Source organism: Moorella glycerini (assembly GCF_009735625.1).
GTDB lineage: Bacteria > Bacillota > DSM-521 > Neomoorellales > Neomoorellaceae > Neomoorella > Neomoorella glycerini.
Genome location: NZ_CP046244.1, coordinates 1,777,054 through 1,803,332, shown reverse-complemented (window position 1 = coordinate 1,803,332; position 26,279 = coordinate 1,777,054). Strand labels below are relative to the sequence as shown.

At 52.4% G+C, this 26,279-nt stretch carries 24 protein-coding genes and 2 CRISPR repeat arrays (1 of these 26 running past the window's edge); of the genes, 9 read left to right on the top strand and 15 right to left on the bottom strand.

What is annotated here, in order from left to right; all coding sequences use genetic code 11:
• Positions 1-75: 75 nt before the first annotated feature.
• The 8 genes from MGLY_RS08830 to MGLY_RS08795 all read right to left on the bottom strand — a co-directional run bounded on the left by MGLY_RS08830 (position 76) and on the right by MGLY_RS08795 (position 9,964).
• Complete coding sequence (locus MGLY_RS08830; RefSeq protein WP_156273133.1) at positions 76-684, bottom strand: GerMN domain-containing protein; 609 nt, start codon at positions 682-684, stop codon at positions 76-78.
• Positions 685-751: 67 nt separating this feature from the next.
• Positions 752-1,855 carry a histidinol-phosphate transaminase gene (hisC, locus tag MGLY_RS08825; RefSeq protein ID WP_156273131.1) on the bottom strand — a complete coding sequence of 368 codons (1,104 nt, stop codon included), beginning with the start codon at positions 1,853-1,855 and terminating at the stop codon, positions 752-754.
• A gap of 348 nt (positions 1,856-2,203) precedes the next feature.
• Positions 2,204-3,481 (bottom strand): IS110 family RNA-guided transposase, encoded by a 1,278-nt coding sequence (locus MGLY_RS08820; RefSeq protein WP_156273129.1) that lies wholly within the window; start codon positions 3,479-3,481, stop codon positions 2,204-2,206.
• A gap of 135 nt (positions 3,482-3,616) precedes the next feature.
• Entirely contained in the window at positions 3,617-4,048 is a 432-nt protein-coding gene (locus tag MGLY_RS08815) for an ACT domain-containing protein (RefSeq protein ID WP_156273127.1), read from the bottom strand.
• A gap of 14 nt (positions 4,049-4,062) precedes the next feature.
• Positions 4,063-5,361: a phenylacetate--CoA ligase gene (locus MGLY_RS08810; RefSeq protein ID WP_156276323.1), complete on the bottom strand. Its 1,299-nt coding sequence runs from the start codon at positions 5,359-5,361 to the stop codon at positions 4,063-4,065.
• A 151-nt stretch (positions 5,362-5,512) separates the two neighbouring features.
• Entirely contained in the window at positions 5,513-6,910 is a 1,398-nt protein-coding gene (locus tag MGLY_RS08805) for a SpoVR family protein (RefSeq protein WP_156273125.1), read from the bottom strand.
• Positions 6,894-8,063: a sporulation protein YhbH gene (gene yhbH / locus MGLY_RS08800; protein WP_170290993.1), complete on the bottom strand. Its 1,170-nt coding sequence runs from the start codon at positions 8,061-8,063 to the stop codon at positions 6,894-6,896. Before yhbH ends, MGLY_RS08805 begins: the two co-directional genes overlap by 17 nt.
• Before the next feature lie 8 nt (positions 8,064-8,071).
• Positions 8,072-9,964: a PrkA family serine protein kinase gene (locus MGLY_RS08795; protein ID WP_156273121.1), complete on the bottom strand. Its 1,893-nt coding sequence runs from the start codon at positions 9,962-9,964 to the stop codon at positions 8,072-8,074.
• 164 nt (positions 9,965-10,128) lie between these two features.
• On the opposite strand from MGLY_RS08795, the gene MGLY_RS08790 reads away from it, so the two are divergent.
• Together MGLY_RS08790 and MGLY_RS08785 are read left to right on the top strand one after the other, a co-directional pair.
• A complete protein-coding gene (locus MGLY_RS08790; protein ID WP_156273119.1) occupies positions 10,129-10,503 on the top strand; it encodes a hypothetical protein in 375 nt (124 codons plus the stop codon).
• A 97-nt stretch (positions 10,504-10,600) separates the two neighbouring features.
• Entirely contained in the window at positions 10,601-11,335 is a 735-nt protein-coding gene (locus MGLY_RS08785; protein ID WP_156273117.1) for a glucose-6-phosphate isomerase family protein, read from the top strand.
• Between the two features lie 40 nt (positions 11,336-11,375).
• On the opposite strand, the gene queG is transcribed toward MGLY_RS08785, so the two are convergent.
• Complete coding sequence (gene queG / locus MGLY_RS08780) at positions 11,376-12,500, bottom strand: tRNA epoxyqueuosine(34) reductase QueG (protein WP_156273115.1); 1,125 nt, start codon at positions 12,498-12,500, stop codon at positions 11,376-11,378.
• 32 nt (positions 12,501-12,532) lie between these two features.
• The gene (locus MGLY_RS08775) at positions 12,533-12,688 is read right to left on the bottom strand and encodes a hypothetical protein (RefSeq protein ID WP_156273114.1); all 156 of its coding nucleotides are present in this window, start codon (positions 12,686-12,688) and stop codon (positions 12,533-12,535) included.
• 176 nt (positions 12,689-12,864) lie between these two features.
• Between MGLY_RS08775 and MGLY_RS08770 the strand changes: the two genes are divergently transcribed.
• Both MGLY_RS08770 and MGLY_RS08765 read left to right on the top strand, forming a co-directional pair.
• Complete coding sequence (locus MGLY_RS08770) at positions 12,865-13,575, top strand: nitrite reductase (RefSeq protein ID WP_156273112.1); 711 nt, start codon at positions 12,865-12,867, stop codon at positions 13,573-13,575.
• 17 nt (positions 13,576-13,592) lie between these two features.
• A complete protein-coding gene (locus tag MGLY_RS08765; RefSeq protein WP_156273110.1) occupies positions 13,593-14,036 on the top strand; it encodes a hypothetical protein in 444 nt (147 codons plus the stop codon).
• 55 nt (positions 14,037-14,091) lie between these two features.
• Here MGLY_RS08765 and MGLY_RS08760 read toward each other — a convergent pair whose 3' ends face one another.
• The 4 genes from MGLY_RS08760 to MGLY_RS18485 form a co-directional block, all read right to left on the bottom strand.
• Positions 14,092-14,673 (bottom strand): HD-GYP domain-containing protein, encoded by a 582-nt coding sequence (locus MGLY_RS08760; protein WP_170290991.1) that lies wholly within the window; start codon positions 14,671-14,673, stop codon positions 14,092-14,094.
• A gap of 191 nt (positions 14,674-14,864) precedes the next feature.
• Positions 14,865-16,340 (bottom strand): long-chain-fatty-acid--CoA ligase, encoded by a 1,476-nt coding sequence (locus tag MGLY_RS08755; RefSeq protein ID WP_156273106.1) that lies wholly within the window; start codon positions 16,338-16,340, stop codon positions 14,865-14,867.
• A 152-nt stretch (positions 16,341-16,492) separates the two neighbouring features.
• Positions 16,493-16,876 (bottom strand): WYL domain-containing protein, encoded by a 384-nt coding sequence (locus MGLY_RS18490; RefSeq protein WP_170290990.1) that lies wholly within the window; start codon positions 16,874-16,876, stop codon positions 16,493-16,495.
• Positions 16,834-17,517, bottom strand: a complete 684-nt coding sequence (locus MGLY_RS18485; protein ID WP_170290989.1) for a helix-turn-helix transcriptional regulator — start codon at positions 17,515-17,517, stop codon at positions 16,834-16,836. Before MGLY_RS18485 ends, MGLY_RS18490 begins: the two co-directional genes overlap by 43 nt.
• A gap of 700 nt (positions 17,518-18,217) precedes the next feature.
• Here MGLY_RS18485 and MGLY_RS18800 point away from each other — a divergent pair.
• Positions 18,218-18,772, top strand: coding sequence for a DUF6431 domain-containing protein (locus MGLY_RS18800; RefSeq protein ID WP_422880111.1), 555 nt, complete (start codon positions 18,218-18,220; stop codon positions 18,770-18,772).
• 209 nt (positions 18,773-18,981) lie between these two features.
• Here the strand turns inward: MGLY_RS18800 and MGLY_RS08745 are convergent, their stop codons facing one another.
• Positions 18,982-20,694 carry an IS1634 family transposase gene (locus tag MGLY_RS08745; protein ID WP_422880110.1) on the bottom strand — a complete coding sequence of 571 codons (1,713 nt, stop codon included), beginning with the start codon at positions 20,692-20,694 and terminating at the stop codon, positions 18,982-18,984.
• Between the two features lie 160 nt (positions 20,695-20,854).
• Positions 20,855-21,481: a CRISPR direct-repeat array (repeat unit 30 nt; unit sequence GTTTCAATGCCTCATAGGTAGGATGGTAAC).
• A 131-nt stretch (positions 21,482-21,612) separates the two neighbouring features.
• Here MGLY_RS08745 and MGLY_RS08740 point away from each other — a divergent pair.
• The 4 genes from MGLY_RS08740 to istB all read left to right on the top strand — a co-directional run bounded on the left by MGLY_RS08740 (position 21,613) and on the right by istB (position 25,846).
• Positions 21,613-22,074: a helix-turn-helix domain-containing protein gene (locus tag MGLY_RS08740; protein ID WP_246187483.1), complete on the top strand. Its 462-nt coding sequence runs from the start codon at positions 21,613-21,615 to the stop codon at positions 22,072-22,074.
• Between the two features lie 159 nt (positions 22,075-22,233).
• Positions 22,234-23,880 (top strand): IS1634 family transposase, encoded by a 1,647-nt coding sequence (locus MGLY_RS08735; RefSeq protein WP_156271558.1) that lies wholly within the window; start codon positions 22,234-22,236, stop codon positions 23,878-23,880.
• 89 nt (positions 23,881-23,969) lie between these two features.
• The gene (locus tag MGLY_RS08730) at positions 23,970-25,091 is read left to right on the top strand and encodes a Mu transposase domain-containing protein (RefSeq protein WP_246187293.1); all 1,122 of its coding nucleotides are present in this window, start codon (positions 23,970-23,972) and stop codon (positions 25,089-25,091) included.
• Positions 25,088-25,846 carry an IS21-like element helper ATPase IstB gene (gene istB / locus MGLY_RS08725; protein ID WP_156273102.1) on the top strand — a complete coding sequence of 253 codons (759 nt, stop codon included), beginning with the start codon at positions 25,088-25,090 and terminating at the stop codon, positions 25,844-25,846. Before MGLY_RS08730 ends, istB begins: the two co-directional genes overlap by 4 nt.
• Positions 25,847-25,977: 131 nt before the next feature.
• Positions 25,978-26,279: a CRISPR direct-repeat array (repeat unit 30 nt; unit sequence GTTTCAATGCCTCATAGGTAGGATGGTAAC) (it continues 611 nt past the right edge of the window).

Genomic DNA, 26,279 nt, shown 5'->3' with positions numbered 1-26,279 from the left:
GTGGCCTTTTTTTGTTGAAAAAACAAAAATGGTGCCCGGAGAGGCACCATTTATTTGACACTTTTAAACAAATGCTTACTGGGCTTCCTTTTTGATCAGGCTTTCATTACGGCTCATGGCTGCCGAGACATCGACATGGCCGGCAATGGTTTTAACATACTGGCCGTCCACCAGGAACTGGACCTGCTTGACCGTTGGAAACTGGGTCAGGGTATTGACGATAGAAAAGACGGTTAAACTTTCTCCCAGGGAGCCGCCGCTGTGGTTGGCCACCAGTTCCTTGCTGAAATCTACCCTGGCCAATCCGTCGGGGCGAATGTTGATATCTTTCAGGACCGTCCCCTTGGGAATAGTCGGCAGGAGCTGCGAACCCGGTCCCGGGCCTTTAATCAGTTCCTCAATGGTTGCCCGGGCAATACCCTCTACCAGCGGGATGGTGCGTTTCTCGGCCACCAGGTAATTCCCGGTAGGGTCGCTGAAATAGAGGACAACCTGGGTAGTTTTGGTGTTTTCTTTCTTTACCTCGGCCCCGGTTGCCGGTGTGCTGGTTTCCGGCGGCGGCAACTGGACCTGGACCTGGGACCGTGACTTGCCTGTCAACCTGTCTGTTAAACCGCACCCGCTCGCCAGAGCAACTACAAGCAACAAGCTCACTGCAACTGCTAAGCACCTGCCTGCCCGCAAAAAAATCCCTCCTTTCAATCCTGCTATAACATAAATATCAAGGAAAGGAGGGATATATTCCTGATTTTTACGCCTGACCCAAAACTTCCCGCAGGTCCTGGATAAAGCGTTCATTTTGCCGCCGTGTACCTATCGTCACCCGCAGGTAAGTATCATAGCCAAAGATATCGCCGGTACGGACAATCACACCTCTTTTTAAAAGCTCCTGGAAAACGGCGCGGCTGTCCCGCTGGATGTCGACAAAGATGAAATTGGCTTCTGTAGGTACATATTGCAAGCCCAGGGCTGTAAACTGTTCGTAGAGGTACTGTTTGCCCTCAGTATTTACCTCCCGGCTCTTCTTGAGATGGGCCTCATCCTTGAGGGCGGCAATGGCCGCCGCCTGGGCCAGGAGATTAACGTTAAAGGGCTCCCGCACCCGGTTCAGGTTCCTGATAATCTCCGGCACGGCCACACCGTAGCCCACCCGCAGGCCCGCCAGGCCGTAAATTTTCGAGAAGGTGCGCAGGACAATGACGTTGGCCCGCCCGCGGCGGATATAGGCCAGGCTATCAGGATAGTGCTCGGCCGTTACATAATCGGCATAGGCTTCATCCAGAACCACCAGGACGGAAGGGGGTACTTCCTTTAAAAAGCTGTCCAGGGTCACCTGGCCGACAATGGTTCCCGTGGGGTTGTTGGGGTTACATACGAAGACCAGTCTTGTCCGTGGGGTTAAGCTTGCGGCCATGGCCTTCAGGTCATGGCGGAAACTACGGCAGGGCACCTTGATAGCTCGACCGGCCATGACCTGGGCGGCAAACTCATACTCGGAGAAAGTAGGGTCGGCGACGACTATTTCATCCCCGGGGTTAACGTAGGCCTCGGCCAGCATTTTTAAGATCTCATCAGTTCCGTTGCCCACAATGATGTTTTCCGGGGAAACACCCAGTTTCTCCGCCAGGGCATTTTTCAGGTAATAACAGTTTCCGTCCGGGTACAGGTAAACCCTCTCGCTGGCCTCCCGTAAAGCCTGGACGGCATCCGGCGAGGGACCCAGGGGATTCTCATTAGATGCCAGTTTAATTACGTCCTTAACTCCCAGTTCCCGCTGGACTTCTTCAATGGGTTTACCGGGTACGTAGGGCTTAATGGCCAGGATGGCTTCCCGGCATTGAGGTGCAGTGGCCACTTAGTTTCATCTCCTATCTCAATAATTTGCTTCTAGCTCGTTAAATCTCCTGCTCTCTTAGATTTTCATTTTTTATGATGAAGTCCAAAAGGGCAGACTAAGCCTCCATCATCGTCCACAACAACAAGACGATGGTTTAATCTTTAAGTCTTGGGCAGTTACCCTCACCACTTCTTGCCCTCGGCTACCCTATCATGTCTCCCGGGGTCTATGCCCTGTTTCATTCCTTCGTTCGGCCTTTTGAGGGCGGGTGGGTTGTGCCAGTACTTACAAGCAGGGTCTATGCCCTTATGGAGATGATATGGCTTCCCCCACCCAAGACTTTTTACCTTGTGTTTGGGTTTTTACTTAAGCTGCTTGCTGTAATTGGGCGCGGCGATAGTCGCCTAACACTTTGTCAGAGTCGTAGTTTTCTTTCTTCCTGGCCAGGCCGTACATCACCCGTAGCAATTTTACGGCTATGGCTATTAAGGCCTGCTTTTTCTTTAAGGGGTTTTCCCGCCTGGTCAGGAAGTAGTGGTACAACGCTTTAAATTCACGGTTCTTGGCTACTAGAGTTAGACTGGCTTGGTATAACAGGTTCCTTAATTCGGCTCGCCCGCGTTTGGATATTTTGCTTTGCCCGTTCTTCTGCCCGGAACTTTGTTCGCTTAAGTTCAGTCCGGCGAGTTTTTGGATTTGCTTCCAGTGCTCGTAATTTTGGGGATCGCCTATTTCGCCTAAAAAGCCGGCTACTGTTACCAGGCCTATACCGGGGATGCTTAATAAATTGCCTGCGATATCTATTCCTGCCAAAATATCGGCCATGGCTGCTTCTGTTTGCTCGATTTGCTTCTGGTAAAAGGCTATTTCGTCCAGGCAGGCGTTTAGCTTGTGTTGGGCTCCGGTTAATCCTTCGGTTACTCCTATGGACCCCTGGGCCGTCTGGTAGAGGGCCTGGGCTCTTTTCATCCCTACCCGGTGGTTACTGGCTTCTTTTAATGCAGTGGCTAATTCTTCGAGTTTATAGGCTAATATTAACCTGGGGAAGGGACAGTTCCTTAAGACCCATTGGGCTGCTTTGCCTAACAGGTTTTTGAATACTTGCCCCAGCTCGGGGAAGTATTCGTCCAGGATGGCCTGGAGTTGGTTTAAGGCGCTGTTTAGTTTCCGGCGTTGCTGCCGCCGGGTTACGGTCAGGTTCCTTAGTTCGGCATATTTTCCTTTGGGCAAAAGGCAGTGGAGGAAATTCCCGTCCTTGACTACTTTGGCTATTATCCCGGCGTCTTTTCGGTCGTTCTTGGTGGGGGAGTTATCTACTTCCTCTTTCCGCCTTTTGACGTGATAGGGATTGACTATCACTACTGTATAACCCTGCTCCTGGAGAAACCATGCTAAGGGTTTCCAGTAGTGGCCGGTGGGCTCCATGCCGATTACTACTTTTGTTGCCCTGGCTTTTTCTTTGGCTTCTTCCATTTTTGCCACTAGACGATAATAGCCTTCTTTGCTATTATGAAACTTGAAGGGTTTGACCACATCCAGTTCGATTTGGTTATAGATCCGTGCCCAGTGATTGTGCTTGGCTACGTCGATCCCGACAATTATCACTTCTCCATGGACCAGTAATTTCTTTTGCACTTCATTCATTCGGTTTCTCGCCTCCTGGTGGGTTTGTTTGTTTTGGTCTATTATTTTTTTACCAGGAGGCTTTTTTATTGGCAACACCTACCTTAATTCATTACAGGAATGCTTCATAATACTGGGGAGGGATAGGTAGGATCTTCAGAGGCGGTAGATCTTTTCACCCTCCACAATAGTAATTCCCTTATCCTGGAGAATCGTAATAGCTTTATCTAGCTCTTCGACGCGGAAGATCACCAGGGCGCCGTTATCGCCCTTACCGATAAAGGCATAGAGGTATTCGATGTTGATGCCTGCTTCTTCCAGGATGGACAGGATGTTACTCAAGCCCCCGGGCCTGTCCGGCATCTCCACCCCCAGGACCTCGGTGAGGCTGACGGTGAAACCCGCTTCTTTCAGGACGGCGTAGGCCTGTTCTGGATCGTTGACGATGAGGCGTAAGATGCCAAAGTCAGAAGTGTCGGCAATGGACAGGGCGCGGATGTTGATCCCCTGCCCGGCCAGCAGGCGCGTTACTGCCGCCAGCCGGCCCGACTTGTTCTCCAGGAATACCGAGAGCTGTTTGATTTTCATAGACGCGCCTCCCCTCATATCTTCCGCTTGTCAATCACCCTGACTGCTTTCCCCTCGCTGCGCTCAATGGTTTTGGGCTCCACCAGGGTGACTTTTACGCTGATGCCCAGGGTGCTTTCCAGCTCATTGACCAGCCGTTTTTCCAGTTCCTCCAGGCCCCGGACTTTATCGGAGAAAAGGGAGTCCGAAACCTCCACCTTGACCTCCAGGGTGTCCAGGGCTCCCTGGCGGTCGACAATGAGGAGGTAATGGGGCTCGGTACCGCCCATTTCCAGCAGGACGCTCTCCACCTGGGAGGGAAAGACATTGACCCCGCGGATAATGAGCATGTCATCCGTCCGCCCGGTGAAGCGGGCCACCCGGACGTAGGTGCGACCGCAGGAACACGTCCCGGGGATCAGGCTGGTAATGTCCCTGGTCCGGTAGCGGATGACCGGCAGGGCCTCTTTAGTTAGGGACGTAATGACCAGCTCGCCCAGCTGTCCCGGCGGCACCGGTTTTTCCGTTACCGGGTCGATGACTTCTACCAGGAAGTGGTCGCCAAAAATGTGCAGGCCGTTCTTCTCCTGGCACTCAATGCCTACGCCGGGACCGATAACTTCGCTCAGTCCGTAAATATCAACAGCGCTGATCCCTAACCGTTTCTCGATCTCCTGGCGCATGTTTTCCGACCAGGGTTCGGCACCAAAAATACCGCAGCGGAGTTTTAACTCCTCCGGGCTGATACCCATCTCGGCCATTACCTCGGCAATATGCAGGGCATAAGAGGGAGTACAGGTAAGAACCGTACTGCCGTAATCCTTCATGATCATTATCTGGCGCCTGGTATTACCACCGGAGATAGGGATAACAGATGCGCCCAGGCGTTCCGCCCCATAATGAATCCCCAGGCCGCCGGTAAAGAGGCCGTAACCATAGGCGTTCTGGATAATATCGTGCCGGGTTGTCCCGCCGCAAACCAGGGCCCGGGCCATGAGCTCGGCCCAGACGTCAATATCATGGCGGGTATAACCGACCACCGTCGGTTTCCCTGTCGTACCGGATGAGGAGTGGATGCGCACCACTTCGCTCATGGGCACGGCAAACATGCCGAAGGGATAATTGTCCCGTAAATCCTGTTTGGTGGTAAAAGGTAATTTCTGGAGATCATCCAGGCTCTTGATATCGCCCGGTTCTATTCCAATGGCCTGGAAGGCCTTACGGTAAAAGGGAACGTTAAAAAAGGCCCTTTTGACCGTCGCCTGGAGGCGCTCCACCTGGAGTTCCCTTAATTCATCCTCCGGCAGGCACTCGTATCTTTCATTCCAGTACAAACCGTACTCCCCCATATCAGAAGTCAGAGGCAACCCCTGACCCCCAGCATTTTCATTTCGGCCAGCTGTGATAACCATTCCTCCTCAAGGTTTCCCCAGCCGCACATAATAAAGTTATTTCCACATTAAAAAAGGAAATCCTGCCTGGAAATTAGCGGCGGCTATTTTTCTTGCCGTCATAGCTAAAAACAGCCGTCTTGCCGTCAATGACGGTTTCCAGGTGGACCGGCCGGCCCCACAAAAGGTAAATGTAGGGCAGGGTCTTTTCCAGGTAAGGGACATCCAGCTCCAGATCTTCATAGCAATGCTTGAGGTAGAGCTCGCCCCGGCGCTGGTAGTCGCCATCCTCAACGACGATATAGGGAAAACCGCAGTTGGTGAGGCGGCCGACCAGGCCATCCCGCACTTTTTCCCAGTCGTTCTCCACGACTACCCATTCTGCTCCTACCTTCTGGTAAAGAAAGAGGTCCAGCTCTTCCACCAGTTCCCTGGTCAGGTAGTTGCGCAGGAAGGAGATATCGTTTTCACAGGTACGGACCTCAAAGATTTTAGCCCGGCCCTCACCGCCCTGGCGGCCGTAGCGTTCCCGGTCTTCCTGGCTGGGACTATCCCAGCGCTTCTCAATGTCCTCAAAGATCTTGCTTCCCACATAATAAGGATTGATGTGCATTTTACCCGGCTGGGTAACGCTGGCATGGAGATGGGCAAATTCGATGGTTTCTTCTTCTGTTAAATCCAGTTCCCGCATAATGCGGGCGTGCCAGTAGGTGGCCCAGCCTTCGTTAATAATCTTAGTCTCCATCTGGGGCCAGAAATACCGCATTTCTTCCCGGACTATAGCCAGGATATCCCGCTGCCAGTCCTCCAGTTCGGGGCTGTTGTTCATGATGAAGGCCAGCATATCCTTGGTTGGCCGCGGTGGTATTTTCCGGGTACGTTCCCTGGGCTGTTCCTTCGGTTTGCCATCCAGGGCCCACAGATCATCATAGGGTGTCTCCCGAGGGCGGGAAGGCCCCTTTTCCTTCTCCCCCTCCTCTTCCGCTACCGGAAAGATGGTGGGGGGCTCGATATGTTCCTGGATGGACAGGGCGGCGTCGAGGAAAATCTCCACTTCCCGGTGGCCGTATTTAAACTCATACTCCCTGATTTTAGCAGCATGGACGGCCATGGTTTCCACCATCTGGCGAGAGGTCGGGGCAAAGTGGATATTATTCTTAAAAAAGTCACTGTGGGCAAAGACGTGGGCAATAACCAGCTTATTCTGGATCAGTTCGTTACCCTCCAGTAAAAAGGCATAGCAGGGGTCGGAGTTGATAACCAGTTCATAGATGCGGCTGAGGTTGAAGTCATACTGGAGCTTCATCTTATAGAAGTGTTTGCCAAAAGTCCAATGGGTGAACCTGGTCGGCATACCGTAGGCACCAAAGGCATAAATCACATCGGCCGGGCAGAGTTCAAAACGCATGGGAAAAAAGTCCAGGCCAAATTTCCTGGCCTGGTTGTGGATAGCTTCGATGGCTTTAGCAAGGGCTTTAAATTCTTGTTCCACCTGATTCCCTCCCTCTTGCACCAGCAAAAAACTGCCGTAATGCCTGGTAGACCTCGCTTTTATCCTTGATGGCCACTGTCACCAGGCGTTCATCCTTGATGCGTTTCAGGACGTTCATCAGGGTGCTGGTCCGGTAATAGGGGTTAACAATCTCCCCGTAGCCCAGGAGATTGATTTTGGGCAAGAGCAGCCGGACGGCTTCCAGGCAGGCCTCGTTATCGCTGGGAAGATTATCGCCGTCCGTAAAATGAAAGGGGTAGATATTATAATCGGCCGGGGGATAACGCTTGTCAATAATCTCCAGGGCCAGCTGGTAGGCCGAAGAACAGCGGGTGCCGCCGCTTTCGCCCTTGGCAAAGAATTCTGCTTCGGTTACTTCCCTGGCCTGGGTATGGTGGGCAATGAAGACAATTTCCACCTGCTGGTACTTGCTGCGCAGGAAACGCACCATCCAGAAAAAGAAGGTCCGGGCGATATACTTCTCATAGGTTCCCATGCTGCCGGAGGTATCCATCATGGCCAGGACCACGGCACTGGTTTCATAGCGCATTTTTTCCTCCCAGGTTTTAAAACGCAGGTCCTCCGGGGTGATGCCGCCAATGCAGAGCTTGCCCTTCATGGCATTGCGTTTGAGGTTCTCCAGGAGGGTGCGTTTCTTATCCAGGTTACCCATGAGGCCTTTGCGGCGGACGTCGCGAAATTCATAGGTGGGGGAAGCCAGGACGGGTTTTTTCTTCTCCTGGAGATTGGGGAGTTCTAGATCCTGGAAAAGCATCTCCTGGACTTCCTCCAGGGTCACCTCGGCTTCATAGTAATCAACTCCCGGCTGGTCGCCCGCTCCCGGGCCTTTACCGGCACCCTCAGGGGCCTCGCGGCCGATGACCGTTCCCTTCTGGGTACCGCCGCTGCCCTGGCCAATGTTCCGGCCCTGGTTGTAATTGAAGCGGAAGTGGTACTCCGCCAGGCTCCTGATGGGTACCCGGACCACCTTTTTGCCCTTGCCCATGATGATGCTTTCTTCGGTGATTATCTGGGGTAGATTTTTTTTGATGGCTTCCCGTACCTTTTCCTGGTGCCGCTGCTGGTCCAGGTAGCCTTTCCGGTGCAGGGACCAGTCTTCCCGCGACAGACTATACTGGATATCCACGGCCATCACTCCACTTAGCGATTTAAGAGACTGCCGGTGTATTTCAATAGCTCGTTGGCGCAGACCGGGCAATAGCCATGCTGGGAAATGAGGCGGTCGATAACGGCATTGATACGCTTCAACTGTTCCGGGTCCGGCGTCCGGGTGGAAGTGGTAATCTTGATGATATCCTTCATGTCGGCAAAAAGCTTTTTCTCAATGGCCTCCCGCAGGCGCTCGTGGGAATTATAATCGAAGGTCTTGCCTTTACGGGCATAGGAAGAAAGGCGGATGAGGATCTCTTCCCGGAAGGCCTTCTTGGCGTTTTCAGTAACGCCAATTTGTTCTTCAATGGAACGCATGAGTTTTTCATCGGGGTCCAGTTCTTCATCGGTAATGGGGTCGCGGACCTTGGTCTTGTTGACAAAGGCCTCCACATTATCCAGGTAGTTGTTAAACAGGGCCCGGGCCGATTCTTCATAGGAGTAAACAAAGGCCCGCTGGACTTCCTTCTTGGCGTATTCGTCGTATTCCTGGCGCGCTAGGGCAATGAAATTAATGAGGCGCTCCTTTTCTTCCCTGGTAATGGAGGGGTGCTGGTCCAGGCCGTCCTTCAAAGCCCGCAGGATATCCAGGGCATTGATGCAGCGGGTATCGGCAGTTATCAGGGCGCTGGAAATGCGGTTAATGACATAGCGGGGGTCGACGCCGCTCATGCCCTCCCCCTCGACTTCATTCATGAGTTCCAGGACGTCCTTTTGCTTGAAGCCCTCCACATCCTCACCATCATAAAGCTTCATCTTCTTTAAGAGGTCCATACCCTGTTTTTTCGATTCCTTCAGGCGGGACAGGATGGAAAAGATGGCTGCCGCCTGGAGGGCAAAGGGGGCAATGTGGACGGTAATATCGCTCTGGCGGATCAGTTTTTGATAAATCTTTACCTCATCCCGCACCTTCAGGTTATAAGGAATAGGAATAACCATAATTCTAGACTGCAGGGCTTCATTTTTGGGGTTGCTGATAAAGGCCCGGTATTCCGCTTCATTGGTGTGGGCAATTATGACCTCGTCCGCCGAGATCAAAGCAAAGCGGCCAGCCTTAAAGTTACCTTCCTGGGAAAGGCTGAGCAGGTTATACAGGAATTTCTCATCACATTTTAGCATTTCCTGGAATTCCATAATTCCCCGGTTGGCTATATTGAGCTCGCCGTCAAAGCGATAGGCCCGGGGGTCCGATTCGGAACCGTATTCGGCAATGGTGGAAAAATCGATGCTACCGGTGAGTTCGGCAATATCCTGGGACTTGGGGTCAGAAGGGCTGAAGGTACCGATGCCGACCCGTTTCTCTTCCGAAAGGACGATGCGTTCCACCGGTACCTCCTCTACCCGGCCGTCATATTTCTCTTCGACCAGCAGCTGGCAGACGGGGCAGAGGCTACCTTCGATATAGATGCCGTATTCCTTCTGGAACTCCGGCCGTAACTCCCGGGGAATGAGGTGCAGGGGTTCTTCGTGCATGGGGCAACCTTTAATGGCATAGATGGCCCCGGCGTCGGTCTGGCTGTACCTTTCCAGGCCCCGTTTAAGCATAGTCACAATGGTCGACTTGCCGCCGCTGACCGGCCCCATGAGGAGCAGGATGCGCTTGCGCACATCCAGCCGGCAGGCGGCCGAATGAAAATACTCTTCCACCAGTTTTTCCAGGGTGCGTTCCAGACCGAAGATCTCTTCGCTAAAAAAGCGATAGCGCTTAACGCCGTCAACTTCTTCCACCCCGGCAGCAGCAATCATGTCATATATCCGGGCATGGGCCAGCCGCGCCAGCCTGGGATTCTTAATCACCATGGCCAGGTAATCGGCAAAGGTGCCTTCCCAGTATAACTTTTTGGCTTCCTGGCGGTATTCCTCCAGACGTTCCAGGATTTTCACCGGCCCTTCCTCCCTTCCAGGGAAAAATAGCAGCGAGTATAAGGTAGGAGTATTATATAATATGTATGAAGGACCGGAAAAAGAAGGGTACTGACAGGAGCAGGAAAACTAAGGAGCAAAGCCGAATGATTATATGAGGAACGGTAAAAAATATCGGCGAGGTGATGGGTTTGGGGTACAAGTACGAGTTTACCTGGCTGATCCGCCTGCCGGTGGATGAATTGCCGCAAAAACCCAACGAGCAAAAGGGCGACGGCGAAAACCTGCTCCTGTGGAAGCGCACCAGTGGTAATATTATCCTGGGTTTTTTCCGCCAGGGCCATAAACTGGCCCATCCGGTGGGTATGGAAGCCCTGATTGTTACTAAAAGCGAGGAGGTCCTGGGCTACGGCCATATTGTCAAGTCAGAGATTTACGAACTGCCCGATGGTACCCTGACCACCGTGGTAGAATTTTCCGTGACCCGCCTGTTTGATGAAGAAGAAAAAACAGTTATCACCCGCATCTTCCGGGAGATGTACGGGCAAAGGCAGGCCTGACTATTAACCGCAATGGCGTCCCTGGCCAAAAAAGGGTTGTTTTTCAGGGCCATTAGGTTATAATGGAAAAGAAAATAATCCGGGGAGGTTATCCTCCATGATTTTCGGCAAGCATTTTACCCTGGAAGCCAGTGGTCTTTTAACTTTTGCCGCCGGGGTAGTAGCCCCGGAGCCAGACATCCGGCGCCTCGCTGATGCCCTGCCGGTACTCTATGCCGATGTCCCGCCCAGCGACCGGCCCCTTTATTACATGTACCGGGGCGTCTGCCTGGAAAAGGACCGGGATTTATACCAGCAGCACGACATCCGTTACGATATCACCGTTATCTTACCGGGTACCATTGGTAAAGAGTATATTAAAACCGTGGGGCACTTTCACCCACTGAAACCCCACTCTTCCGAAACCTATCCCGAGTACTACGAGGTACTTGACGGGGAAGCCATTTACCTGCTGCAGAAAAATAACCGCAGCGGTGAAGTAGAAGAAATTATGGCCGTCGAAGCCAAAAAAGGCGACAAGGTCTTTATCCCTCCGGCCTATGGTCATGTAACCATCAACCCCGGTAGCCAGCCCCTGGTCATGGCCAATCTCATTGAGAGCCACTTTTCTTCCCTTTATGGTCCCTTCCGGGAGAAACGTGGTGCCGCCTATTACTATCTAGAAGGGGAAGACGGCAAGGGGGACTTTGTAAAAAATAACCATTACCAAAATGCGGTAGCCCTAAAAATGGTGGCCGCCCCTAATCTCACCCAGCCCGTAAGTATTGTTAAAAATAAATCATTGTACGAGGCCTTTGTGGCCGAACCGGAGGCCTTTAAAATTTTAAAGTAGCAAACCGGGGTTTTTTCTGCACTCCGCCGCCCGCCGCCTTCTACAGGAAAGCTAAGGCCTGCTCAATCTCCCGGCGCACCCAGGGGTCTGTTTCTTCCCGGCGGGCCTTTTCCAGGGCCGGGCGACCGGCCGCACCCAGGCGCCCCAGGGCCCAGGCCGCATGCCCCCGCAACATCGCAGCCGGGGCCCGGAGGGCCTGCGCTAAAGATGCCATGGCTCCGGGGTCACCCAGATTGCCCAGGGCAATGGCGGCATTGCGCTGGAGCACCGTTTTCCCCCGCCAGGCCAGGGCCGTGGGACCAAAGGTTCGATTAAATTGCTCCTTATCCATAGTAATGATGGTAGCCAGGTCCGGCCAGGTTAGTTCCTGACCTCCCCCGGCCACTACTCCTACCCTTCCCTCCTGCCGGCGGGCCACCTCTCGTAATGCCGCCCTCTCCCGCCGGTTGGCCGGGCAGACTTCCTGGCAGGCATCACAACCCCAGATATATCGCCCAAAGAGGGGGCGCAGTTCTGCCGGGATCACCCCCCGTTTCTGGGTCAGGTAGGACAGGCAGCGTTCCGGGTCCAGGCGGCCGGGGGCCACTAAAGCTCCCGCCGGGCAGGCCGCCAGGCACCGGCCGCAATCCTCGCAGACAGCTGGTTCCAGGGGTACACCGGGTTCCAGTTCCAGGTCGGTGATAACGAGGCCCAGGGAGGCGCCCGACCCCAGGCCCGGGATAATCAGGTTGCAGCTGGCGCCATAATAACCCAGGCCGGCCAGGCAGGCAGCCTCCCTTTCCAGCAGGGGGCCGCTGTCAACCTGGATGGCTGCCAGGCCGGCCCCGCCCTGCTGTAAAAGGCCGGCCAGGTCCCGGAGATGGCCCTGCAGTACAGCATGGTAATCCGGTCCCAGGGCGTAACGGGCAATCAGCCCCTCTCCCGGGCCCGGTGGCCCGGCCGGCTCCGGGTGGGGCCGGGCTACCACTACCAGGGAACGGGCCGCCGGGTAAAGAAGGCAGGGCTGGCAGCGTTCTTCCGGGCGACCACTGGCAAAAGGGGTCCTAAGACCCCTTTCCGCCCGCCATTTTAAAGCCGCTTCACCCCGTTCAAAGGGCCGGACCGGGGCTATCCCCAGGACCAGGCCCCGGCGTACAGCCCAATCTTTTAGTTCTGTTGCCAGCATGCCCCGGTTCCCCCTTTCTTTATTATATTATTTTAATAACCTTCATCAGAGGTTTCCAGCCGCCGGCACTTGTCAGGGCCACAGTTAAAACCGCAGACAGGACAGATACTGGCGCTGCCCGGATTGACCATAAAGGTATTGCCGCAACGGCTGCAGCGGTAACTCAGCGGGGCATTATCGGCGCCCATCTTTGTTCTCCTCCTTTGGCAAGAATCTTCTGGCAAACCCCTTTTCTGCCTTCTTCCTGGAGAGGACGACTTTCCTTGCAGGCTTCCACTTTAGTATGGCCCGGTAAAGTTTACCTTATAAGCAGGATTTCCTGCTCTTATGGAGAACTACTACTGACAACAATGGAGGTGGAAGTATGGGTGATGCTATTTTTAAGCAGCGCTCCGGCTACCTGGGCGTGGGTATCGTGGCCAGATGCGGTATACTTACCCCTGCCCAGCTGGCCGGCCTTGGCGACCTGGCTCGTGCCCTTGACTGCCAGTACTGCAAATTGACGACCCGCCAGACCCTGATTTTTATCATCCCGGAAGACAGGCTGGAAGACCTGCGGGCCAGCGTTACCGCCCTGGGCTTACAGGTTGGTGTCTTTGGCGAAATCGTCCGCAACATCAAAGCCTGCGCCGGCAACAAAGACCTCTGCCAGCGCTCTTTAAGTGATGTCTTTGAGCTGGGGGGCGTACTCCAGGACCGCTTTATGAACCGGCCCACCCCCTGCGATTTTAAAATCGCCCTGGCCGGCTGCCACCGGGGCTGCACCGATCCCCAGTGTGCCGACTACGGCATTATTGCCACCGGCAACGATACCTACGACGTCTATTTAGGGGGGCGGGGCGGCAGCCGCAAACCCATCCATGCCACCCGGATTGCCACCGGCATAACCGGCAAGGGGGTCGAGAACCTCCTAGCCTGGATCCTGGAACGTTATGACTCCCTGGCCGAACCCCGGGAGCGCCTCTGCAACACCATCGCCCGGGTGGGGCTGGAACCATTCCTGCCACCGGAGGATTTCCTGGCCCGGTACCGGCCGCCGCAGGAAAATGACTTTCTTGCCTTCGCCGGGTTTTAAGATTGGAGGTCTAGAAGATGACTGCCCGCAATGTTGACCTGGACAAGATCCAGGGGGTTATTGATCGCTGCTGCAAGACCGAGGCTGAATGTGGTACCTGTAGTAAAGCCCACTGCCTGATTGGTTTCGCCCAGACGGTCCTGGCCTATGCCCGGCAGAAAAACACCGTCCGCATTCCCCGGGGACATGAACTTGTCCCCCAGGACGATTTCCGGGTCTATTACCAGCAGGATTTAATCGCTGCCCTGGTTGAGGTTCTATTGCAGTGCCAGAACTGCCGCGACAACCACGAGGAAGAATGCGTGATCAACGTCACCCGCCGCGCCCTGGAGCTGGCTCTCCTGGGAGAAAACTTCGAATACGAAGGCAGTGTTTCCGCCTACCTGATGCAGGTCGGCCGCCACAACCACGATCTCGGTGCCAGGTTGCTGCAGGCCTACCAGGAACGCAAAAAATCATAAATTTAAAGCCACCGGTTTATCTCAAGCCCGGTGGCTTTTTACCAGGTATCTGCATTCAAGAAGCCCGGCGGCTGTTGCGTTTGAGAATGGCCGGCATAATATCAAAAAAAAGCTGCACCAGGCGGGGGTCAAACTGCTTGCCCGCCCCCGCCGCCAGCTCCTGGATGCCGTCCAGCAAATTCTTGGAATACTGGTAGGCCCGGCAGGAAGTCATGGCATCAAAGGCATCGGCCAGGGCAATAATGCGGGCTCCCAGGGGAATATCGCTGCCCCCCAGGCCATAATAACCCTGCCCGTCCCAGCGTTCATGATGGTAGGCCACCAGCGGCTCAAGAACCTCAAACTTCTCATTACCAGCCAGGATTTGAACGCCAAATTCCGGGTGCCGGCGCATGACCTCCCACTCGGCCGCCGTCAAACGGGCCGCCTTGTGAAGAATGGCCGCCCGCACCCGCGCCTTGCCTATATCGTGCAAGAGCCCCCCTATGGTAATAATGTTCACTTCTTCCTGCTGGAGCCCCAGCCCCTCGGCCAGGGCGCAGGCCAGATTGCCGACATTACAGGAATGCTGGTAAGTCGTCATACTGTGGTTACGCAGGCGATCCAGCAAAACTGCCACTTCTGGTGCCACCGACACCGGGACCACTCCTCTTCCCGCCTGCTACCATTTTAACCGAAAAATTGACAGGCCTCAAGTATCATTAATGAATAATCGCCTTAATTTAACATCTCTGGCCTGCCTTTAACATCCACGTTAAAAAATTGCCGGCAATTGCCGGTAAAATTAAACCTGCCGGCGCTTTTCCAGCCGACCGGCAGGTGATTTTCCTACCCCTTCAATAGCTTTTTCAGTACCTTGCCTGTCGGGCTTTTGGGCAGCTCTGCTACAAATTCAAATAAACGGGGGATCTTGTAGGCGGCCAGGTGCTCTTTCAAAAAGTCCTGCAACTGCCGCCTGTCGGCAGAGGCCCCTTCCTTCAAAACTATATACGCCTTTACCGTCTCGCCCTTGACCGGGTCACCGACGCCGACCACCGCCGCTTCCATGACGGCCGGGTGGGCCAGGAGGACTTCCTCCACTTCCCGGGGATAGACATTAAAGCCGCCCAGGATGATCATGTCTTTCTTGCGGTCGATAATGTAGAAATAACCATCCTCGTCCCGCCGCGCCAGGTCACCGGTATGGAGCCAGCCGCCCCGCAGGGCCGCCGCCGTTTCTTCCGGCTGGTTATGATACCCGGCCATGACGTTGGGACCCCGGACTACCAGTTCTCCCACTTGGCCTACCGGGACTTCCAGGTCATCATCGTCCACCACTTTAACCTCCACCCCCGGCAGGGGCAGGCCGATGGACCCCGGCTTGCGGACGCCGTACAGAGGATTCAGGCAGACCACCGGCGCTGCTTCGGAAAGGCCGTAACCCTCCACCAGGGGAAAGGCAAATTTGGCTTCAAAGCCGCGCTGGACTTCCGCCGCCAGGGGCGCCCCCCCGGAAATGGCAAACTTCAGGGTCTTAAACTGGCCCTTCTCGCCCATACGCAGGAGGACGGCATACATGGAAGGCACGCCACAAAAAATGGTAATATCTTCCTCGGAGAGGGTTTTCAGGGTATCCTTGGGCTGGAAGCTTTCTTTAATAGTAATGGTACTGCCCAGGTATAAGGGCAGTAGGACGCAGGTCGTCCAAGCAAAGCTGTGGAACATAGGTAAAACGCAAAGGAAGTTATTATCCGGCCCCAAGTTGGAAACAGCATCCAAAGCCTCAATATCCGCCAAAAAATTCCTGTGAGTCAACATGGCCCCTTTCGGCCGGCCGGTAGTACCGGAGGTATAGAGGAAAACGCAGATATCTTCCTCTGATGCCGTCACCGGCACTGCCGGCGGTGCAGCCTGGGCCCTGGCTGCGGTTTTATTATCGAGTACCAGCAGGTGTTTTAAGCCCAAGGCTGCCGCATGTTGCGGCGCCAGGCCCATACGCTCCACAATCACCCGGTGAATGACCATAGTGCTGCAGCCCGCATCCCGGATAATAAAGGCGATCTCCTCCCGGGTCAGCATCAGGTTCAAGGGTACAACGATTGCCCCGGCCTTCATGGCACCCAAGTAACTGTAAATAAACTCCGGGCAATTGGGAGCGCAGATAGCTACCCTCTCACCGGGCCTTACGCCCAGTTCCTGGAATAACCTGGCGTAGGCATCGATCCATTTAACCAGCTCACTATATGTAACCTGCTCCCCCTGGTAGACCAGGGCCGGGTGTCCAGTAAGTTGCTGGTGTCGCTGCGGTAGTTGCCAGAGTAACATCCCCGAGAACCTCCTTTAAAAGTTATAAATAAAAATTCCCTGCCATTTTGAGTTTTCCTGCCGGGCAGGGAATTTTACTTTTACCTCTAGGTATAGAAAATCGTCCCCGCAATATTAAAAAGCAACCTTAAGCAGGGCTCAGACGTCTCTTCTTAGGATTTGCTCTGGTACAGTTCACCCAGGGCTGCCGCTTCCCGGGCCACCTCCCGGCGCAGTTCCGGCGGTGCCAGGACCTCGGCCTGGCTGCCGAAACCGAGCACCCAGCGCTTGACTTCCTGCAGGCCGCTGAGACGCATTTTTAAAACTAGTCCCCCATCGGATAAATTTTCCATTTCCTGACTGGAATGCCACTGCCGTTCGCGTATCCACCGTGCCTGTTGCGCAGTAAAACGGATGGCCACCTCATATACCCGCGGTCCCCGCTCGATCCCAAGGGAGTCTTGAAGGTAGTTTTCCAGGGAAAAATCCGGCTGCACATTAAATCTCTTTTCCGTCACCTGCCATTGGCGAATACGATCCAGGGCAAAAAGGCGCACTTCCCGGCGGTAATGACAGTAAGTGCAATCACATACCAGGCGCCGTGAAAAAAGCGCAGGTGGTAGGGGTCAATCAACCGGTCGGTGATGGCGTCCCGGCTGGCAGTATAGTATGTAATATACACCGAGCGATTCTCTTGGATGGCTAGAAAAATATCACCATAGACAGCAAGTAACTGTTCGGCATCTCCCCGCAGGGGTTCCATCCCAAAGGAGATATCCTGCTCCAGGCAGCCCAGGTCCATGCTTACTTTTTCCGGTAGCATTGCCTTCAGCTTAGCCATAGCACCCCGGATCACCTGGCCGAAAGGTGTCCCGCCGACCTGGCTTAATAGCTGCTGGCCCAGGTAGAGGATCAGAAGTTCTCCTTCCGTCAGCTGCAGGGGCGGCAGGTTAAAGGTCTTTTCATAACGATAACCCTTGTGCCAGCGATCATAGACAATAGGAGCACCCAAAAAATCCCGCAGTAATTGGATGTCCCGCTCCACCGTCCGCGGCGAGACCTCCAGGCGCTCGGCAATAAAGTCTACACTGGGATAACGACCGGCAGCAATCCAGCGGTGGATAGCATAGATCCGAGCCAAAGACTGGCGGCTGACGTCATTTATGCCTAATTGCTTCTTCTTAAGGACGATAGCCAATACCTGCTCCTCCCGGAAATATATTCTTATGGTTAATTCGTCATATTTTTCCTTGATTCCTTTGGGAAGATGAAAAATTTTTATCGAAATTAAAACAAAATACTTCCTCGATATGCCAGTTAAAAAGGCTTCTATCATTTGCTGTCGACGGCAGCCAGGATAACTCCGGGAATTAAATTATATCCGCATATTTCACCTAGGATTGCCCGGTTTTTCTCAATAATTAACCCCATAACATTTTCTATAGCTTTCTCCTTATTCGATTTCAATGACTGATAGGTAGAATGGTAACTTTCGTAAAGGAGTGTCCCGTACTTCTCCATAAAACGGTTTCAATGCCTCATAGGTAGGCTCGAAGCACTACATGGCTCGTACCCCCTGTTAATTGCATCCTTCAAGCTAATCGGGATCTGGCTTTTAGATAGGTACCTGCACCCGGCGCAGTGGTATTTCTTGCCTGATTTAGTTATGTAAACGGTTATTTCTTTCTGGTCGGTAGGCTTGCTATGATGTTATACGTCAAATTCTCTTACCCGAAATAAAAGGTTTTTAGTCAAATTATTTTGGTTTAGTTTTCATCCCTCTGGATAAAATAAATTTTTTGTTACGATATTTTATCCTGGGGGGAAAAGAAAAGAAGACGCTCTGATGGTTTTCCCTAACCCCTGCGTCTTCTTTTCCCAGCTGAAAATGGTTAACTATAACTGTACAGGAATATCATCGCCGGGGAAAGGAAAATTTATTCCCTGAACTGTATGGATGTCCCAATCCCTGCTGTTGTTATGAAGGCCGGCTCCGCAGGCATGGTTTTTTCTACCGTAATGCCTTAACATTAACGGCTTCCTACGTCATCGTTATCCAGCGTTACTACTGTCCAGCCTGTAAAAAGACGGTCTCGCTGCTACCCTCCTTTTTGGCCCCGCGCTTTCAGTACAGTCTGGCCTGCATTTTTTATGTCCTTTACCAACGGCTAGTTAATCACCTACCTATGGCCTATATTGCCATAAAGGTTAACATGACTTCCAATAGGGCCGAGATGGCTTATCAACATGTTTGTTTTTACTGTAACCGCCTTCTGGAAAACAGCCCCCTCATTACTGGCTTTTGGGGCTCGGAAGGCGTTGTTCTGGCCGCCTCGGACCCGGCCTCCTGGGCCAGGGCCTTTATTACCACACTTTCCTCTAGCTATCACCTGGAACCCTTCAGCCTTTTATACTTTGCTTTTCAGACCCGCCACTTTATGAGCAAATCTTAATCGATATGGCGATTTTCTGCCCGTATGCCCTTGGAGGGCTTTTTATTCTTTTTGCCTGATTGAGCGGTAATTTTTCTTGCCGGTCATGGTTTTTGGGTACCTAAAATTTTAGTTGCCGGCGCCTTTTTTATCTTTTGGAGCCTCACACACGCCCGAGTTCGACAGTTGCTAGGTGAACAATAAGCGCAACAGCTTGTTGCGCAAGGGTTTCAGGGATCGGCTTTTTGGGCGCGTGTTACTAGGGACCTCTTTTGGCCTTTTGTTTCGACCGCGATTATTTGCGGCGGTGCCTTTATCCCAAGGGCCTTAAAGATATGCTGCTGTTGTGGCGTCGTTTCCGTCCTCTGGAGTACCCTGCCGTCAGGAGCAATAAATTCGCCCAGGTGCATGCGTTCCAGGGTCTGGCGGATGTTCCGCCAGCTATCCTCAACCTTCGTTTCAGCTACCCGGATTAGGAGCAGTCCCAGCCAGCACAGGAGGACGTGGGCATGGATGCGATCGCTCAGACGATGATAAATAGGCCGCAGCTCTAAGGACTGCTTCATGGTGCGGAAGGCCTCTTCTACTTCGAGAAGCTGCTTGTAGCCGAGAGCTACGTCTTCCGGGCTTAAAGTATCGTCCGAGGTCCTTAACAGGTATTTGCCGTCCAGCTTTTCTTCGGCTTTCACCTTGGCCATATCGATATACGGTTGCCCTTTCTTGTCGGTCTTGAGATAGCGGCCATAGGTGGGATGGGCGATGAGTTGACAACAAGCTTTGGTATGGGGTTCGCCTTTGAGGTCGCCAATGGCCTTTAGTTCTTCTTTGAGGCGGGCCAGGATTTTCTCCCGCTCCAGTCTGTCTTTTTCTGCTTCTTTGGGGTTGCGTACCAGGACGTAGCGGACCCTTTTTTCGCCGTCGCCGACGATAACTTCTTTAACTTCAAGGTTATCCTTGACAGTTTTGTAGCGGCCCGGCCGGGCCAGGGCCTCTGCCACCGTATCCTTGCCGCTGCGCATCTTTTCGCCGGCAATGTAGTGGCCGCCGGCGCGCTGGAGGTAACGAAGGTTGTCTTCCGAAGCAAAACCGCGGTCGACAACAGTGATGACCCGGCCCAGTTGCCAGCCCACCAGGTCCTTTTTGACTTGCTCGATTACCGCCATGTCGGCGGTGTTACCCGGCCAGACCCAGCAGCGTACCGGCAGGCCCTCCCTGGTGACAGCCAGGCCGATTACCACCTGGGGTAAATCCGGCCGGTGGTCCTTGGAGTTGCCTTTACGCCGAAGGTGCTGCTTATGGTCCTCCGGATTATCCTCCTCTTCCACTTCAAAGTAGGTGGAGGTGGTATCGAAGTACAGGAGATCGACTTCCAGGTTGAAGAGGTGGGCCACGGAGAAGAAGATATCCTTTTGCAGTTCTTCAGCAGCCTCCAGTAAGAAGTCCATGGCTCGGTAAAGGTTTTGCACCGGCACGTCCGGGAGGCCGGGAATGAAAACATCGTGGCTGACCCAATCCTCGGTCTTAAGTTTACTGGCCGGGTTCAAAGCCCGGTTGGCTACCATAGCGAAGATGGCTCGTTCTACCGGCGCCTGGAACTTACGTTTGGCCAGCAGCCCGGCTAAAACGCGGTTGATACCCAGCTGGTTCCAGAGCTCGTTTAACACCCAGGCGCCACCTATAGGCCGGCTGGAGACAAAAGTTAGGGGAGCGCTGCCGTTTAACTCTGCCTGGGTGCGTAAAGCCTCTTCCGGTCCCAAAAAACGCGTAATACTCTTTACCAGGCGGACCAGGGCTTCCCGGTCTACATCCTCTTCGCGGCCGAAGTTGAAGAGTACTTTGGCTTTCGGGTAGCCGGCCTTGGGGTCCCAGACGTTGTGGGCAAGCTGGATATAACGGACAACAGAGCCGTCCTTGTTTTTGCGGGAAATAGTTCTTATGTACATGTCTATATTATAGCGCATGTACTATGTCGTTATCAAGCTTTAATTCCGAAATCGTGTGCCTAGGCAGTTTTTGATTTTTGAGCTTTCCCGAAACCGGAAACCCTTGATTTATAAGGCCTCTTCATCTAGAAAGCAGTCATTTTTGCCTAGCAACTGTCGAACTAGGGTGCCTCATAGGTAGGATGGTAACTCCGGGGGAACATCTGGGTGAGGCCCTTGTAAAGGTGTTTCAATGCCTCATAGGTAGGATGGTAACACGGTGATGGACTGGTCTATAAACGGGTCTGTGTAATGTTTCAATGCCTCATAGATAGGATGGTAACCTGCTTCTCCTACCATGGCTATGGTTGGGTTAGCAACGTTTCAATGCCTCATAGGTAGGATGGTAACCTTGATTAGCGGGATGCCGTTTTTGGTAAGCGTCACCAGTTTCAATGCCTCATAGGTAGGATGGTAACCTTCAGGCTTTAGGCCGACCTTTTCGGCGTATACATGTTTCAATGCCTCATAGGTAGGATGGTAACAAATGGAATGTAATTTTAACCTTGGTTATTGGAGGATGTTTCAATGCCTCATAGGTAGGATGGTAACGGAAAACAGAAGATGAAAAATGGGCGCAATTTGAAGTTTCAATGCCTCATAGGTAGGATGGTAACGGGCAAGGTGGATGCTCATCGTGTTCGGATTTTCGGGTTTCAATGCCTCATAGGTAGGATGGTAACGCGGGAGAAGAGGGTATTCAAAACCCTTCTTCTCTGTTTCAATGCCTCATAGGTAGGATGGTAACTTGGCGAGCGAACCGAGTTTTTATATTGCGTGTAGATCGTAAAATAGAATTGACCCCAGATCGTCAAATAAAACTGACCCACCTAATGATAAAATCTCCCCTGAGAGGGGGAGGAAAAAGAGGTGGTCAGCATGTACAAATGGCAACGCATCAAGGCACTGCATGCCCAAGGGGTCGGCATCAGGCAAATAGCCAAGACAGTTGGGGTATCCAGGAATACCGTCAAAAAGTACCTGAAAGAAGCCAACCCGCCTCAGTTTAAAGCCAGGGAGTATGTCAAAGAACTGGACAGGTTTCTGGAAGAAATCAAGATTATGCTTGCCAAAGGATATATCGGCACAAGGATTTACAAAGAACTGAAAGATAAGGGCTATCAAGGCTCCCTGGCCAGCGTCCACCGTTATCTTAGGTCCATAAAGGCAGAAGATAAGACTGCCAAATTAACCACCACCTGGGTGGAAACCAGCCCAGGCCAGCAGATGCAGTACGATTGGAAGGTGTGGACGTTACCGGTAGACGGGAAGCCGGTAAAAATATATCTCCACGAGGTGGTCCTGTCTTTTAGCCGGATGAAATTCTACACCTTCTCCTGAGTTTATCAGTTGCGACATTTTACTGATTCAAGAACCCAGATAAAATCTAGCTTTGGGCGTTAAAAATAGCCCAAAAAGCGAAAAACGTAGTGGCAACTAATATTGTGAAATACCAAATATTATCTAGACAATAGGCAATGTTAGTGGTATCATTTAAGCATGTTCATCAAAATAACTAAAACCAAAAACCACCAGTACGTCCAGCTAGTCCAATCTTACCGGGAAAATGGAGCTGTTAAACACAAGGTCCTCCTCAATCTCGGTCGCCTGGACGAGATTGAAAACAACCCCAGCTTTCAAAGACTTGGTAAGCGCCTCTTAGAATTGTCCAAGGCCAGGGAGGTGACCAGTTTAGCCAGCTTTTCCGAGGCGCAGATCAAGAACTGGGGCTATGTGGTCTACCAGAAGATCTGGAACCAATTTGAGCTACCCAAACTTTTAAAGAAGATCAGTGCCAAACGTAAGGTACAATTCGAATTAAGCGACGCCAGTTTTCTTATGGCTATCCAGCACCTCCTTGAACCCAGGAGTAAATTAGGTACCTACAACTACCAGCACCGTTATGCCAGTTTACCCGACGTAGCCTTAAACCACCTCTACCGCTCCTTGGATTTACTCTGCGAGTATAAAGAGTTGTTGGAGGAGGAGATGTTCCAAAAGAACCGCCACCTTTTTAACATGCAGGTGGATGTGGTTTTTTATGATGTAACGACCTTTTCCTTTGCCAGCGTCGAAGCCGACACTTTACGCGATTTCGGCTTCAGTAAAGACGGTAAGTTCAACGAAGTCCAGGTGGTATTGGGCCTGCTTATTGATTGCGAGGGGCGGCCCATTGGCTATGAGCTTTTCCCCGGCAATACCTTTGACGGCAAGACCCTGGAGACGGCCTTAGAAAAGCTGGAAAAACGTTTTGGCCTGCGCCGGGTGATCATCGTCGCCGACCGGGGGATCAACAGCAAGCTTAACTTAAAACGCATAGTGGAACGGGGCTACAGCTACATCTTTGCCGCCCGCATCAAGAGCATGAAAAAAGAGATTACCGATATGATATTGGACGAAAATGGCTACCAGGAGATAAAGGACGATGAAGGAGAAGTCCTTCGCTACAAGGTTATCGAGTACATAAACGAATTCACCGCTGAAGGGAAAAAATACAAATTACCCGAAAAACTGATCGTCACCTACTCCAGCCGGCGGGCGGAAAAAGACCGGGCCGACCGGGAAAGGTTAATCGAGAAAGCCCAAACCCTTTTAGAAAGCAAGGCCAAAATCCAGGCCAGCAACAAACGTGGCGGCAAGAAATACCTCAAAGAAATAGACTGTACGGGCACGTGGATACTGGACGAAGAAGCCATTGCCCGGGACAAACAATTTGACGGCTACTACGGCATCCAGACCAGCGAGAAAGAAATGAGTGCCAAAGACATCCTGGATGCTTACCATAACCTGTGGCGGATTGAAGAATCTTTTCGCGTCATGAAAAGCACCCTGAAAGTCCGGCCGGTTTTTCACTGGACCGAAAGGCGGATTAAAGGACACTTTGTAATTTGCTTCCTCGCCTTTCTTCTCGAACGCACTCTGGAATTCAAGCTCCGGCAAGCGGTGGAAAATGCCTCGCCGGCAGAAATCCGGGAAGCGTTAAACTCCCTCAACTTTGCCGAGGTAGAGATCAAAGGAGAGGTGTTCTTTATCAAGACCCAGAGTACAGAGTTGAGCAAAAAGATCCTGCGCCTAATGCGGATTGCACCGCCGGGAAACATTACCCGTGTAGAGGAGTTTGCTGCCCGCTGGCAGGACCGGTTGTAGTGGCAAAATGCGCGTCTTGTTTTCTATTTTTCTAGGTTTTATGCGGGTTCTAGGGATTCAACTGATAAAGTCAGGAGTACGATTGGAAGGTGTGGACGTTACCGGTAGACGGGAAGCCGGTAAAAATATATCTCCACGAGGTGGTCCTGTCTTTTAGCCGGATGAAATTCTACACCTTCTCATTAAGCATCACCACCGCCGATGTGATCCGGGTTCTGGTTGAGGCCATTGACTTCTTCGGCGGTTATGCCCCGGAATTGGTGATTGACAACGGCAAGCAAATGGTTATCACTCACCAGAAAGACGGTATCATCCGGTACAATGACGAGTTTCTCAAATTCTGCGGGCTGTATGGCATCCAGCCCTCAGCTTGCGAAAACTACCGTCCCCGGACCAAGGGCAAGGTAGAGCGCCCCTTTTACTACGTCCAGGAACACCTGCTGCGGGGCCTGGAGGTGGGGGACTTAAACGAATTCGCTGTAAAGCTTTCAGAGTTCCAGGAAGCCTACAATAAAAGGCCCCACAGCAGCTTAGGCCGGCCGCCGGCGGAGATGTTTGTCGAGGAAAAAGGGTGCCTTCTCCAAATACCGGCTGTCGAACCGGCCTTATTACACCATAAAGAACCCCGGAAGGTGAGTAATGATGGCTATATATCCCACGACGGCAATCTCTACCCCGTACCCCTGCGCTACTGCTTAAGGAGGGTGTGGGTCGAAAACATCTACGGCCGGCGCCTGAAGGTATATGACGAGGCAGGGACGCTTTTAGCGGAGTTCGAACTTGAACTTAAAAAGCAAACCGTCCGTCCCCTTCACCCCGAACACGAAACCATCAACCGTCAATACCAGGAAAAGAAACTAAAACTGCGCTCGGCCCTGGTGGAGGAGTTTATCAGCGCCTTTGGCGCAGACGGTCAAAAATACCTGGCAGGCCTGCGTGCTAAGAACGGGGCCAACCTCTACTGGCACCTGGCAGAAATCTTAAGCTACCAGGAGATATATAGCCGGGAAGATATCATAGCAGCCATCAAAGAATGCCTGAAAATCGGCTCTTATCACAAAAACAGCATAAAAAGGCTTTTAGAGTGCAAGGAAATCACTCCGCTTTCTTGTGCCTGTGACCCGGCAAGTGGCAATATGCCGCCAGGTAAAATCAAACGGGACCTCTCCTGTTATGCCCTAAAGGAGAGCGAGGTGGCGGCAGTATCATGAGCAACAAATTAACCGCTTACCTGGAAAGCCAGATGCAGGCCTTAAAACTAAAAGGGATGCTCGCCCACTACCAGGAGGTAACGGAGAAGGCTTCGCAAAACAACCTCTCTTATATCGAATACCTCTCCCTTCTCTTCGAAGAGGAGTTAAAAAGGAAAAACGAGGGCACGGTCAAGACGAAAATCAATAAAGCACGTTTCCCCTTCATCAAAACCCTGGAGGAGTTTGACTTTAGCTTCCAGCCCTCCATCCGGGAAAAAGAAATTATCGCTTTAGGCTCCCTGGATTTCGTGGAAAAAAAGGAGAATATCGTCTTCCTGGGTCCCCCTGGGGTCGGCAAGACCCATCTATCAGTAGCCTTAGGCATCAAGGCCTGCATGGCTAAATATCGCGTAGCATTTATCACCGCCCAGAAGCTTTTAGAAGAACTACTTTTAAGCGCCAAAGACGGCGGCCTTCTCGATAAGCTGCTGGGGTACTCCCGGCTCAACCTTCTAATCATCGACGAACTCGGCTACATGCCCGTAACTAAAGAACAGGCCAACCTTCTCTTCCGCCTGGTTTCCATGCGTTACGAGAAGGGGAGTATTATCCTGACCAGCAACTATAACTTCAACGAATGGGGGGAGATATTTTCCGACCAGGTGGTAGCCGCGGCCATAATTGACCGGCTTGTGCATCACGCCCTTATTTTCTATATTAACGGCACTAGCTACCGGCTCAAGGGTAAACTGAAAGCAGCCAACGACCGTTAATTCGGCAACTGAGTTACATCTCGTTCCTTTTGGCGCATGACTTGAAGCTTATTATTTTTGTTCTCCAGTGGGTCAATTTTATTTGCACATAGTGGGTCATTTCTATTGACAATCAACAATATTGCGTCTATGTTTCAATGCCTCATAGGTAGGATGGTAACCAAAGAGTTGGCCCAGGGCGAACGGGCCGACCTCTGGGTTTCAATGCCTCATAGGTAGGATGGTAACATTGCATCTAATCCATAAGTATGATGGCAGCGGGCCTGACTTCGAGTTCTACTTGTTTCAATGCCTCATAGGTAGGATGGTAACATAAACCGTGCTGGCAGCTTTACGCCGGCCTGCTCGTTTCAATGCCTCATAGGTAGGATGGTAACCCAGTAATTCTTGAATTCCTTTTGGTGTCATATTGGTTTCAATGCCTCATAGGTAG

Excerpts from the sequence above, each read along its gene's own strand:
- MGLY_RS08735 (WP_156271558.1), top strand. The coding sequence starts at position 22,234 with ATGTTCATCAAAATAACTAAAACCAAAAACCACCAGTACGTCCAGCTA.
- yhbH (WP_170290993.1), bottom strand. The coding sequence starts at position 8,063 with ATGGCCGTGGATATCCAGTATAGTCTGTCGCGGGAAGACTGGTCCCTG.
- MGLY_RS08755 (WP_156273106.1), bottom strand. The coding sequence starts at position 16,340 with ATGTTACTCTGGCAACTACCGCAGCGACACCAGCAACTTACTGGACAC.
- MGLY_RS08785 (WP_156273117.1), top strand. The coding sequence starts at position 10,601 with ATGATTTTCGGCAAGCATTTTACCCTGGAAGCCAGTGGTCTTTTAACT.
- MGLY_RS08790 (WP_156273119.1), top strand. The coding sequence starts at position 10,129 with ATGGGTTTGGGGTACAAGTACGAGTTTACCTGGCTGATCCGCCTGCCG.
- MGLY_RS08770 (WP_156273112.1), top strand. The coding sequence starts at position 12,865 with ATGGGTGATGCTATTTTTAAGCAGCGCTCCGGCTACCTGGGCGTGGGT.
- MGLY_RS08740 (WP_246187483.1), top strand. The coding sequence starts at position 21,613 with ATGTACAAATGGCAACGCATCAAGGCACTGCATGCCCAAGGGGTCGGC.
- MGLY_RS08815 (WP_156273127.1), bottom strand. The coding sequence starts at position 4,048 with ATGAAAATCAAACAGCTCTCGGTATTCCTGGAGAACAAGTCGGGCCGG.
- istB (WP_156273102.1), top strand. The coding sequence starts at position 25,088 with ATGAGCAACAAATTAACCGCTTACCTGGAAAGCCAGATGCAGGCCTTA.
- MGLY_RS08820 (WP_156273129.1), bottom strand. The coding sequence starts at position 3,481 with ATGAATGAAGTGCAAAAGAAATTACTGGTCCATGGAGAAGTGATAATT.
- MGLY_RS08775 (WP_156273114.1), bottom strand. The coding sequence starts at position 12,688 with ATGGGCGCCGATAATGCCCCGCTGAGTTACCGCTGCAGCCGTTGCGGC.
- MGLY_RS08745 (WP_422880110.1), bottom strand. The coding sequence starts at position 20,694 with ATGTACATAAGAACTATTTCCCGCAAAAACAAGGACGGCTCTGTTGTC.
- MGLY_RS08765 (WP_156273110.1), top strand. The coding sequence starts at position 13,593 with ATGACTGCCCGCAATGTTGACCTGGACAAGATCCAGGGGGTTATTGAT.
- queG (WP_156273115.1), bottom strand. The coding sequence starts at position 12,500 with ATGCTGGCAACAGAACTAAAAGATTGGGCTGTACGCCGGGGCCTGGTC.